This window comes from Streptomyces tremellae, assembly GCF_039540215.1.
Taxonomy (GTDB): Bacteria; Actinomycetota; Actinomycetes; order Streptomycetales; family Streptomycetaceae; genus Streptomyces; species Streptomyces tremellae.
The window spans coordinates 23,456-33,583 of sequence record NZ_BAABEP010000063.1 but is presented as its reverse complement, the minus strand read 5'-3'; the positions used below and the strand labels follow the sequence as shown (position 1 = coordinate 33,583).

The window sequence follows — 10,128 nt, the reverse complement described above, 5'->3', positions numbered from 1 at the left end:
AGTGCTGCGACCGGGCCGGACGCCCCGACCGGGCCGGACGCCGACGCGCCCGCCGGCGAGCGCGCCCCGCGGCGTGCGCGCTCCGCCGCGGGCGGCTCAGCCTCCCAGCGCACCGGCGGCGACGCGCCCTGGCACCGCCACGTCGGCCCGGAGGCGAACGCCGAGGCGGCGGACGAGCGCCGCGCCCCGGCCGACGACAGGGGCGACAACCCTGAGGGGCGGGGCGACGAACGTGACGCAGGCGACGGCCGGGATGCCGGGGACCGTCGGGGCGCCGGAGACGGGTCCGGCGCCGGAAGCGGCCGGGAGCCGCGCGACGGTCAGGGCGGTGCGGGCGACGGTCAGGGCGACGGTGGCCGGGGTGGTGAGGCCGGGTGAGTGACGCGCTCGACATCGTGCTGCGGCTGGTCGCCGTCTTCGTGGCCTTCCTCGTGCTTCCGCTCCTCGTCGGCCAGGCCGAGCACAAGGTGATGGCCCACATGCAGGGCCGCCTCGGCCCCATGCACGCGGGCGGCTTCCACGGATGGGCCCAACTGGTCGCGGACGGCGTGAAGTTCGCGCAGAAGGAGGACATCGTACCGGCCGAGGCCGACCGGCGGATCTTCCAGCTCGCGCCCGCCGTCGCGCTGCTGCCTTACCTCCTCGTCCTGCTGGTGATCCCGGTCGGGCCCGGCGCGAACGCCGTGGGACAGGCGGTCGACGCCGGCCTCTTCTTCGTCCTCGCCGTCATGGGCGTCGGCGTGCTCGGCTCGCTGATGGCCGGCTGGGCTTCCGCCAACAAGTTCTCCCTGCTCGGCGGCTTGCGCACCGCCGCGCAGCTCCTCGCCTACGAGGTGCCGATGCTGCTCGCCGCCGCCTCCGTGGCGATGGCGGCCGGCACGGTCTCGCTGACGGGCGTGCTCGACGCCTTCCACTGGTGGTGGGTGCCCTGGCAGATCGTCGGCGGGCTCGTCTTCTTCGTGTCGGGGCTCGCGGAGCTCCAGCGCCCGCCCTTCGACATGCCCGTCGCCGACTCGGAGATCATCTTCGGCGCGTACACCGAGTACACGGGGCTGCGCTTCGCGCTGTTCCTGCTCGCCGAGTACGCGGGCATCGTCGTGCTCTCCGGGCTGACCGCCGTCCTCTTCCTCGGCGGCTGGCACGGCCCGTTCGGCGCGGACGGGCTCGGCTGGGTGTGGACCCTGCTGAAGACCGCCGTGCTCGCGTTCGTCGTCATCTGGCTGCGCGTCAGCTACCCGCGGCTGCGCGAGGACCAGCTCCAGAAGCTGGCCTGGACCGTCCTCATCCCGCTCGCCCTCGCTCAGATCGCCCTCACCGGCGTCGTCAAGGTCGTGATCAGCTGATGTCCCCGATCCCCGGCAGCGGGCTCGCCAAGGGCCTCGCCGTCACCCTCCGCACGATGACCCGCAGGACGGTCACCGAGCAGTACCCCGAGGCGCTGCCCGAACTGCCGCCCCGCAGCCGGGGCGTCATCGGCCTCTTCGAGGAGAACTGCACCGTGTGCATGCTCTGCGCGCGCGAGTGCCCCGACTGGTGCATCTACATCGACTCCCACAAGGAGACGGTGCCGCCCGCCGCGCCCGGCGGCCGCGAGCGCAGCAGGAACGTCCTCGACCGCTTCGCCATCGACTTCGCCCTGTGCATGTACTGCGGCATCTGCATCGAGGTGTGCCCCTTCGACGCGCTGTTCTGGTCCCCGGAGTTCGAGTACGCGGAGACCGACATCCGCGAGCTGACCCACGAGCGCGACAAGCTCCGCGAGTGGATGTGGACCGTGCCGGAGCCGCCCGTGCTCGACCCGCACGGCGAGGAGCCCAAGGAACTCGCCGCCGCGCGCAAGGCCGCAGACCGCCTCGCCCAGCAGGAGGCCGCCGCCCGCGCCGACGACGCCCCGGCCCCTGGGGACGCCCCGGCCCCTGGGGACGCCCCGGCCCCTGGGGACACTCCGGCCCCTGGGGACACTCCGGCCCCTGGGGACACTCCGGCCCCTGGGGACACTCCGGCCCCCGGGGACACTCCGGCCCCCGGGGACGCCCCGGCCCCCGGGGACGCCCCGCGCGGTGAGGGGGACGGCGCGTGAACCCGCTCGCAACCGCGGCCCCCGCCGCGCTCGCCGCCGGGTCCCGCGCGGCCCACGGCTTCCTCTCCCCGACCGGGGTCGAGGTGGTGTTCCTCCTCGTGGGCGTCGTCACCCTCGGCGCGGCGCTGGTGACCGTCACCACCCGCCAGCTCGTGCACGCCGCGCTCTGGCTGGTGGTCGCGCTCGGCGGCCTCGCCGTCGAGTACCTCCTCCTCACCGCCGAGTTCATCGCCTGGGTGCAGGTCCTGATCTACCTCGGATCCGTCGTCGTCCTCCTCCTCTTCGGCCTGATGCTCACCAAGGCGCCCATCGGCCGCTCGCCCGACGCCGACTCGGGCAACCGCGTCGGCGCCCTGATCGTCGCCGTGGCCGCCGCGGCCACCCTGGTCTGGGTCGTCACGGACGCCTTCCGCGCCACCTGGATCGACCTCGGCGCCGCGGGCGGCTCCACCGAGGTGACGGGCCAGGCCCTCTTCCAGCACTGGGTCCTGCCCTTCGAGGCGCTCTCCGTGCTGCTGCTCGCCGCCCTGGTCGGCGCCATCGTCCTCTCCCGCAGACGCGCCCCCCAGGACCCGGCCGGCCCCCGCCCCGCCCCCCCGGAAGCGGCCCCCGGCACACGGCCGGACGGCGGGACACCCGGCGCCCAAGGCGGCGCCCCCGCAGGGACGCACGACACACAGGGCGCCCGAGGCATCGCCCCCGGCGCCGCACGTGGCCGCGCGCAGGGCAGGCCCGCGTCCGGGCCGGACACGGGGGAGCGGCAGCGCTGATGCATCTCGTCTATCCGGCCGTCCTCGCGGTCCTCCTGTTCTGCACCGGCGTGTACGGCGTACTCGCCCGGCGCAACGCGATCCTCGTCCTGATGTCCGTCGAGCTCATGCTCAACGCCGTCAACCTCAACCTCGTCGCCTTCGACGCCTGGCTGCGCGACACCCTCCACGCGGGCCAGGCGCTCACCCTCTTCGTCATCGCCGTCGCCGCGGCCGAGATCGGCATCGGCCTCGCCATCGTGCTGATGGTGTACCGGGCCCGCGGCACCGCGGACGTCGACCGGCTCCGCGACACCTCGGAGCCCGCGATGGACCACGACCCGGACGGCACCGGCCGCCCCGCGCCCGCCGGGGCGGGCGGCACGGCACCCGCGCACCCAGTCGACCCAGACGACCCCGCCGGACCCGCGGCGACGAATGCCGAGGCCCCCGCGTGAGCACCACGACCCTGGCCGTACTCGTCCCCCTCCTCCCGTTCCTCGGCGCCGCGCTCGGCCTCCTCACCGGCCGGGCCGCGCCCGGCTTCGCCCGGCCGCTCGCCGTGCTGCCGACGCTGCTCGCTGCCGTCCTCGCCGTCCTCGTCGCGGCCCGCCTCGGCGGCGGCGCGGGCGCCGGGGTGCCGCCGCTCGACGCGGCCACCCGGCTCACGCCCACCGGCTCCGTGCCCGTCGACCTGTCCCTGCACATCGACGGCTTCGCCGCGCTCGTCGCCGTCCTGGTCGGCGTCGTCGCGACCTGCGTGCAGCTCTACTCGACCGGCTACCTGCGCGACGATCCCCGCTACCCCTCCTACGCCGCGCTCGTCTCCCTCTTCACCTCCGCGATGCTCCTCGTCGTCTACTCGGGCGACCTCATGGTGCTGCTGGTCGGCTGGGAGGTGATGGGCGTCTGCTCGTACTTCCTCGTCGGCCACTACTGGGAGACGCCCGAGGCGCGGGCCGCGTCGATCAAGGCGTTCCTCGTCACGAAGCTCGGCGACGTCCCCTTCCTCATCGGCCTCTTCCTCGTCGCGGACGACGCGGGCAGCTTCCGCATCACCCGGATCCTCGACACGGCCACCCACGGCGGCCTGCACCACCCCACCCTGGCGGCGCTGCTCCTCCTCGCCGGGGTCGCGGGCAAGTCCGCCCAGTTCCCCCTGCACACCTGGCTGCCCGACGCGATGGCGGGCCCCACGCCCGTCTCCGCGCTGATCCACGCCGCGACCATGGTGGCCGCGGGCGTCTACCTCGTGGCCCGGCTCCTCCCCGTCTTCACGGCCTCCACCGCCGCGCTCGTCGTGCTCGCCGTCGTCGCCGCCGTCACGATGACCGGCTCGGCGCTCGCCGCGCTCGCCCAGGACGACATCAAGCGCGTCCTCGCGTACTCGACGGTCGGCCAGCTCGGCTACATGTCCGGCGCCCTCGCCCTCGGCGACCGGGACGCCGCCGTCTTCCACCTCCTGTCGCACGCCGCCTTCAAGGCGCTCCTCTTCCTCGGCGCGGGCGTCGTCATCCACGCGGCGGGCACCAACTCGCTCGCCGCCATGTCCCGCATGGGCGGCCTCGCCCGCCGCATCCCCGACGCCTTCTGGACCATGACGCTCGGCCTGCTCGCCCTCGCCGCCATTCCGCCTTTCGCGGGCTTCTTCTCCAAGGAGTCGGTCCTCGGCGCCGCGGAGAACGCCGCGCTCGGCGGCTCGGCGCCCGCCTCCTCCGTCTCCGCAGGCCACGGCGTGTCCGCCGCGCCGGCGATCGGCCACGCCGCGTCCACCGCGATCGGCTGGACCGTCCTGCTCGCCGGGCTCGCCACCGCCCTGCTGACCGGCGCCTACGCGGCCCGCCTCTGGCTGCTCGCCTTCCGCGGCCGGGGCGCCCCCGCCCCCGACCACGGCCAGGGGCCCACCGTGATGAACGCCGTGCTGTGGGTCCTCGCCGTGCCGACCGTCGGCTTCGGCGTCCTCGCCCGGCATCTCGGCGGCTGGTTCGACGGGCAGCGGCTCACCCCCGCACTCAACACCTCCGTCCTCGCGACCGGCGTCGCCCTCGTCGGCGCGGGCGCCCTCCTCGCCGCCTGGCGCCGCACCGCCCCGCGCACCGCCGCGACCCCGCTCGGCGCCGTCGCCGCCCACCCCGAGGCCGAGCCCGCGCTCTCCGAGGCCGAGGCGATCGCCGCCCACCCCCTCGCCTACGGCGACATCGCCGACGCCCCCGACCCGGCAGACCCGGGCCGGCTGCTGCTCGGGCCGCTGCACCGGCACGCCGCCGCGGGCTTCCACCTCGACGCGCTCTACGACCTCGCCCTCGTGCGGACCGTCAGGGCCGGCGCCGTGCTCGTCCGCTTCCTCGACCGGGAGGTCGTCGACACGTACGTACGGGGCGCGGGCGGCGCGCCGCGCAGGCTCGGCGCCGCCGTGCGCAAAACGCAGACGGGCAACGTGCAGTCCTACCTGAGCGCGCTGATCGCGGGCTCCGTCGTGCTGGCGATCGCCGCCGTACTCGTCGCAGCGGGAGCGTGAGCCGTGCTCGATATCAACGAATCCGTGATGAAGATCCTGCTCGCCGTCGTCGTGGCGGGACCCCTCGTCGGCGCGGGCGCCGCGCTCCTGCCCGCGCCCCCCGGGCTGCGCGGCCCAGGCCCGGAGAAGGCCGTGCTGCGCCACGGCGTGATCGTCACCGGCGCCGTCCTGGCCGCCGCGATCGCCCTCGCCCTCGGCTTCGACCGGCACCACGCCTCGACCATGCAGGCCACGACGGACGTCAGCTGGATCGCGGCGATGAACGTCCGCATCCACCTCGGTATCGACGGCATCTCCCTCCCCCTTCTGGTGCTGACCGCCCTGCTGACCTTCCTCTGCGCCCTCTACAGCTACCACCGGCCCCCGAAAGGCCCCGGTGCGAAGGGCTTCGTCGCCCTCCTCCTGCTCCTGGAGTCCGGCACCCTCGCGACCTTCGCCGTCCTCGACCTGATCCTCTTCTTCCTCGCCTTCGAGACGGTGCTCGTCCCCATGTACTTCCTGATCGCCCGCTGGGGCGGCGACGAGGGCGTGGCCGGGGGCCGGCAGGCGGCCGCCTGGAAGTTCGTCCTCTACACCGTCCTCGGCTCGGTCGTCATGCTGCTCGGCCTGCTGCTGATCGGACTGCGGGCAGGCACGTTCGACATGGTGGCACTCGCCACTGACAACGGCCGGGGCCTCAGCACCTCCACGCAGGTCATCGCCGCTTTGGCGATCGGGCTCGGCCTCGCGGTGAAGACTCCGATGTGGCCGCTGCACAGCTGGCTGCCCGACGCCCACACCGCGGCCCCGACCGTCGGCTCCGTGCTCCTCGCGGGCGTGCTGCTGAAGATGGGCACGTACGGCTTCGTGCGGATCGTCCTGCCGGTCGCCCCGCACGGCATGCACACCTTCGCGCCCTACCTGGCCGCGTTCGGCGCCGTCGGCGTCGTCTACGGCTCGCTCGCCTGCCTCGCCCTCGTACGGCAGGGCGCGGGCGGCGACCTGAAACGCCTGATCGCCTACTCGTCCGTCGGCCACATGGGCTTCGTGCTCCTCGGCATCGCCTCCATGACCCCCACGGGCGTCAACGGCGCGCTGTTCGCGAACATCGCCCACGGCCTCATCACCGGCCTGCTGTTCTTCCTGGTCGGCGCGGTGAAGGACCGCTACGGCACCGCCGACCTCGACACCCTCGCCGGGGCCACGGGCGCCGCGCTCTACGGCCGCGCGCCCCGCCTCGGCGGCCTCCTCGCCTTCGCCGCAGTGGCCTCCCTCGGGCTGCCAGGACTCGCCGGGTTCTGGGGCGAGATGCTCACGATGTTCGGTGCGTTCCGGCCCGCCGCCGGGCTCAGCCGCCCCACGTTCCTCGTCTTCATGTCCCTCGCCGCGTTCGGCACACTGCTGACCGCCGCGTACCTGCTGTCCGTCGTGCGGCGGGTCTGCATGGGCGCACGGCACGCGGAGGGCGCGCCCGGCGGCGCGGTCGGCGCCCCGGTGCCGCACCTGCCCGACGCGCACGGCTACGAGCTCGCTGCCTGGAGCCCGCTCGTCGCCCTGACCGTGCTCGCCGGGCTGTGGCCCGCCGTACTGCTCGGCCTGTCCGACCCGGCCGTCCACCGGCTCCTCGCGAAAGGCGCGTCATGACCGCGGGACACCTCGTCCAGTCCGTCGACTGGCTCGCCGTCGCGCCGCCCGCGATCACCGCGGCCGCCGCGCTCGCCGTCCTCGTCGCCGACCTCTTCCTCGGGGAGCGCCGGAGGCCGCTGCTCGGCGCCGTCTCGGTGGCGGGACTCGCGCTCGCGCTGCTGTCGCTGCTGCCGCTGCGCGCGGGCGACCGCAGCACGTTCTGCCTGGCGGGCGGCGCGGGCCAGGGCCGCGTGTGCAGCTACACCGCCGACCACTTCACCCTCGTCGTCCAGCTGCTGGTCCTCGGCGGCGCGCTCCTCACGGCGCTGCTCTCCATGCCCGGCCGGGCCCCGCACGCCCCCGGGCAGGACGGACTGCCGGGCGAGTACTGGTTCCTGCTGCTCGCGTCCGCCTCCGGCGCGGCCCTGCTGCCCGCGTCCCGCGACCTCGCGACGCTCGTCGTCGCCCTTGAGGTCGCCTCGCTGCCCGCGTTCGCCCTCGTCGGCATCCGGCGCGGCGACCGGCTGTCGGCCGAGGCCGCGCTCAAGTTCTTCCTCTCCTCCGTCACCGCGACCGCCGTGATGCTGCTCGGCGTGAGCTTCGTCTACGCGGCGACCGGCACGCTCCACCTCACCGCCGTCGCCGACGCCCTCCCGCACGTGCCGGGCCGACTCCAGGTGCTCGCGAAGACCGGCGTGCTGCTCACCCTCGTCGGCTTCGCCTTCAAGACGGCGGCGGCGCCGTTCCACTTCTGGGTCCCCGACACCTATGTCGGCGCGCCGCTGCCGATCGCCGCGTACCTCTCGGTCGTCAGCAAGGCCGTCGGCTTCTCCGGCCTGATCCTCGTCGCGGTCGTCGCCTTCCCGCCGTACGCGCACCTGTGGGCGCCCGCCCTCGCGGTGCTCGCCGCCCTCACCATGTCCGTGGGCAACGTCGCCGCGCTGCGCCAGTCGCACGACCGCGCCCGCGGCGCCGTACGCCTGCTGGCCTGGTCGTCCGTCGCCCAGGCCGGTTATCTGCTCGTGCCGATCGCCGCCGCCGGATACGCCGGGCAGCGGGCCGTCGGCTCGACCGTCGCGTACGCCCTGATGTACGCGGCCGTGAACCTCGGCGCCTTCGGGGTGGCCGCGCTGGTGGCCCGTACGAGCCCGCTCAACCGGCTCGCCGACTACCGCGGCCTGTACGCGCGCCGCCCCGCCGCGGCGCTCGCGCTCGCCTTCTTCCTGCTCTGCCTGGCCGGCCTGCCGCCCGGCGTGATCGGCCTCTTCGCCAAGGTCACGGTCTTCTCCTCGGCCGTCGACGCGGGCCTCGGCTGGCTCGCGGTCGTGATGGGCGCCAACGTCGCCTGCGCGCTCTACTACTACCTGCGCTGGACGGCGCTCCTGTTCCGCGCCGAGCCGGGGACGGCCCCCGGGCCGGGCGCCGCCGTCTCCGGCACGGCCGCGGCCCCCGCGCGGCCCGCGGCACCCCGTGCCCCCGGGCCCGTGGTGGCCGCGGTCGCCCTCGCCGCCGTCGCGGGCGTCGCCCTGTCGGGCGCACCGCAGCTCGTCCTGAGGTTCACCGGCATGAACCTTTTCTGACCGGGAGCCGTGTCAGCCACCGGGGCCGCGACACCGGGGGCGGGGCCGGAAACCGCGCCCGGTTCCCGGCCGGGGAGGCCGGGAACCGGATCCCCCCGTCTGGCGTTGACCAGTACGGAAGGGTCCACTTGTAGTGAAGTGGAGCAGCAGCAAGCGAAGGGTTCCCCTGCCGCACGACTTGGAGGGCCTACCGTGCACCGCCGGCACAACGGGCTGAGGACCGCCCTACTCCTCGGAGGACTGTCCGCACTCATCATCGTCATCGGCAGCTTCTTCGGCCGTACGGGCCTGATCGTCGCTGTCCTCGTGGCGCTCGGCACCAACGCGTACGCGTACTGGAACAGCGACAAGCTGGCGCTGCGCGCCATGCGCGCGCGCCCCGTCAGCGAGTTCGAGGCCCCCGAGCTCTACCGGATCGTCCGCGAGCTGTCGACGGCGGCCCGCCAGCCGATGCCCAGGCTGTACATCTCGCCGACCCAGGCGCCCAACGCGTTCGCGACCGGGCGCAACCCGCGCAACGCCGCGGTGTGCTGCACGGAGGGCATCCTCCAGATCCTCACCGAGCGCGAGGTGCGCGGCGTGCTGGGGCACGAGCTCAGCCATGTCTACAACCGCGACATCCTGATCTCGTCGGTCGCCGGGGCGCTCGCCTCCGTGGTGATGTTCCTGGTCAACTTCGCCTGGCTGATCCCGATCGGCAGGTCGGACGACGACGAGGGCCCCGGCATCGCGGGCTTCCTGCTGATCATGCTGCTCGGTCCGCTCGCCGCGACGGTCATCCAGCTCGCCGTCAGCCGCTCCCGCGAGTACCAGGCGGATGCCTCGGGCGCCCAGCTCACCGGCGACCCCGGGGCCCTTGCGAGCGCGCTGCGCAAGCTGGACGCGGGCACCAGGCAGCTCCCGCTGCCCCCGGAGCCGCGCCTCGAAACGGCGAGCCACATGATGATCGCGAACCCGTTCCGCCCGGGGGAGGGCGTCTCCAAGCTGTTCTCGACCCACCCCCCGATGGCCGAACGCATCGCCCGGCTCGAACAGATGGCAGGTCGCCGCCCATGAAGACCATCCTCAACATCATCTGGCTCGTCCTCTGCGGCTTCTGGATGTTCCTCGGCTATCTCGCCGCCGGTCTCGTCCTGTGCGTCACGATCATCGGCATCCCGTTCGGCGTGGCCGCGTTCCGGATCGGCGCGTACGCGCTGTGGCCCTTCGGCCGTACGGCGGTCGACCGGCCGACCGCGGGCGCGGGCTCCTTCATCGGCAACGTCCTGTGGGTGATCCTCGCCGGCTGGTGGCTCGCGCTCGGCCATGTCTTCACGGGCATCGCACTGTTCGTGACGATCATCGGCATCCCGCTGGCGCTCGCCAACTTCAAGCTGATCCCGCTGTCGCTGATGCCGCTCGGCAAGGAGATCGTCCCCACGGACCAGGCGTTCGCCCAGACCCGCTGGTGACCGCCGGGGCGGGCCCGGTCCGCCCCGGCCCTCCGCCGTGGCCGCCCGGCGGAGAGATGGTCAGTGCCCCCGTCCACGATGGTCACGAGAGGTTCACCGGCGCCGCGCAACCGCGCGGCGCCCGCTTCGCGTCTCCACCAGCGGC

At 74.3% G+C, this 10,128-nt stretch carries 9 protein-coding genes and 1 pseudogene; all 10 read left to right on the top strand.

Going from position 1 to position 10,128, the window contains the following annotated elements:
• A pseudogene (locus ABEA77_RS28690) lies at nt 1–378 on the top strand (transcription termination factor Rho); the annotation flags it as partial.
• A complete protein-coding gene (locus ABEA77_RS28685) occupies nt 375–1,343 on the top strand; it encodes a complex I subunit 1/NuoH family protein (protein ID WP_345653790.1) in 969 nt (322 codons plus the stop codon). The pseudogene ABEA77_RS28690 and the gene ABEA77_RS28685, both read left to right, overlap by 4 nt.
• Entirely contained in the window at nt 1,343–2,080 is a 738-nt protein-coding gene (locus tag ABEA77_RS28680; RefSeq protein WP_345653787.1) for a NuoI/complex I 23 kDa subunit family protein, read from the top strand. The genes ABEA77_RS28685 and ABEA77_RS28680 overlap by 1 nt, the downstream gene beginning before the upstream one ends.
• Nucleotides 2,077–2,850, top strand: a complete 774-nt coding sequence (locus ABEA77_RS28675) for an NADH-quinone oxidoreductase subunit J family protein (protein WP_345653784.1) — start codon at nt 2,077–2,079, stop codon at nt 2,848–2,850. The genes ABEA77_RS28680 and ABEA77_RS28675 overlap by 4 nt, the downstream gene beginning before the upstream one ends.
• Entirely contained in the window at nt 2,850–3,287 is a 438-nt protein-coding gene (gene nuoK, locus ABEA77_RS28670; protein ID WP_345653781.1) for an NADH-quinone oxidoreductase subunit NuoK, read from the top strand. The genes ABEA77_RS28675 and nuoK overlap by 1 nt, the downstream gene beginning before the upstream one ends.
• Nucleotides 3,284–5,347 (top strand): NADH-quinone oxidoreductase subunit 5 family protein, encoded by a 2,064-nt coding sequence (locus ABEA77_RS28665; protein WP_345653778.1) that lies wholly within the window; start codon nt 3,284–3,286, stop codon nt 5,345–5,347. The genes nuoK and ABEA77_RS28665 overlap by 4 nt, the downstream gene beginning before the upstream one ends.
• Nucleotides 5,348–5,374: 27 nt before the next feature.
• Nucleotides 5,375–6,970: a complex I subunit 4 family protein gene (locus ABEA77_RS28660; protein WP_345653793.1), complete on the top strand. Its 1,596-nt coding sequence runs from the start codon at nt 5,375–5,377 to the stop codon at nt 6,968–6,970.
• Nucleotides 6,967–8,532, top strand: coding sequence for an NADH-quinone oxidoreductase subunit N (locus tag ABEA77_RS28655; protein ID WP_345653775.1), 1,566 nt, complete (start codon nt 6,967–6,969; stop codon nt 8,530–8,532). The genes ABEA77_RS28660 and ABEA77_RS28655 overlap by 4 nt, the downstream gene beginning before the upstream one ends.
• A 192-nt stretch (nt 8,533–8,724) precedes the next feature.
• On the top strand, nt 8,725–9,588 hold the full coding sequence (htpX, locus tag ABEA77_RS28650) for a zinc metalloprotease HtpX (protein ID WP_345653772.1): 864 nt from the start codon (nt 8,725–8,727) through the stop codon (nt 9,586–9,588).
• Nucleotides 9,585–9,983, top strand: a complete 399-nt coding sequence (locus ABEA77_RS28645; protein WP_345653769.1) for a YccF domain-containing protein — start codon at nt 9,585–9,587, stop codon at nt 9,981–9,983. Before htpX ends, ABEA77_RS28645 begins: the two co-directional genes overlap by 4 nt.
• The last annotated feature ends 145 nt before the right edge of the window (nt 9,984–10,128 follow it).

What these genes read in the sequence shown, in the direction of transcription:
- ABEA77_RS28680 (WP_345653787.1), top strand. Translation starts at nt 1,343, where the DNA reads ATGTCCCCGATCCCCGGCAGCGGGCTCGCCAAGGGCCTCGCCGTCACC.
- nuoK (WP_345653781.1), top strand. Translation starts at nt 2,850, where the DNA reads ATGCATCTCGTCTATCCGGCCGTCCTCGCGGTCCTCCTGTTCTGCACC.
- ABEA77_RS28660 (WP_345653793.1), top strand. Translation starts at nt 5,375, where the DNA reads ATGAAGATCCTGCTCGCCGTCGTCGTGGCGGGACCCCTCGTCGGCGCG.
- ABEA77_RS28655 (WP_345653775.1), top strand. Translation starts at nt 6,967, where the DNA reads ATGACCGCGGGACACCTCGTCCAGTCCGTCGACTGGCTCGCCGTCGCG.
- ABEA77_RS28645 (WP_345653769.1), top strand. Translation starts at nt 9,585, where the DNA reads ATGAAGACCATCCTCAACATCATCTGGCTCGTCCTCTGCGGCTTCTGG.